This window comes from Jatrophihabitans lederbergiae, assembly GCF_031845305.1.
GTDB lineage: Bacteria > Actinomycetota > Actinomycetes > Mycobacteriales > Jatrophihabitantaceae > Jatrophihabitans_A > Jatrophihabitans_A lederbergiae.
In genome coordinates this window covers 1-737 of the sequence record NZ_JAVREH010000206.1, presented here as the reverse complement: position 1 = coordinate 737, position 737 = coordinate 1, and the positions used below count along the sequence as shown (strand labels likewise).

Below are 737 nucleotides of genomic sequence, written 5' to 3'. Positions count from 1 at the left end.
ACGCAACAAGCCTGGCGCAGTTGAGCATGGTGTGGCATGACAGTCCGTATGACGAGCATCCGGTTGCCGACGTCAGCAGAGGTCAGGACAAGATCTGGCAGGCTGTCGACGCGGTTGTGCGGGCCGGCTTGTGGAACGACACCGTGTTCTTGCTGACGTGGGATGACTGGGGTGGCTGGGACGACCACGTCGCCACACCGAACGTTGAGCACACCCCCGACGGCGTCCAGTTGGCCTACGGACCGCGGGTCCCGCTGCTGATGTTCGGCGGCCGGGTCAAGGCCGGCGTCGAGAGCCGGTGGACTTCGCATGTGAGCATTGGCAAAACCGCGCTGGAGCTGCTCGGTCTGCCTGCCCTCGGGGTGCCTCGCCTGGACGATGCTGTCAGCCTCGCCGACCTCGTCCAGGCCGACCCGTCCACTCCCGCTCCACCGGCGTTCGGCAGCACCATCGCTCAGCCGCCGCCGCCATCACCACGACCAACCCCTGCCCCGTTGCCGCCGCCGCCGGTCACCTCCTCAACGCCCGTCGGCCCGGTCCTCCTGCACAACGGCAGCACGCTGCCCCCACCCAACGACCAACCCGTCACGTAGCGATGCCATACACGCCTTCACCGCCATGCCGAACGCCACAGTCGCACGATCGCCGGTTACGTCTTTCCCCGAGCGCGGTAAGGGCAGACTTGCCTTTCTGGGATGTGGTCGGTGTCGGTGATTCACTGGATCATGAGCGCGAAT

1 protein-coding gene is annotated in these 737 nt (G+C 66.4%); it reads left to right on the top strand.

Going from position 1 to position 737, the window contains the following annotated elements; all coding sequences use genetic code 11:
• Positions 1 to 593, top strand: a 593-nt coding sequence (locus RM423_RS25005; protein ID WP_311425739.1) for an alkaline phosphatase family protein, incomplete at its 5' end; no start/stop codon positions are given.
• Between the last annotated feature and the right edge of the window lie 144 nt (positions 594 to 737).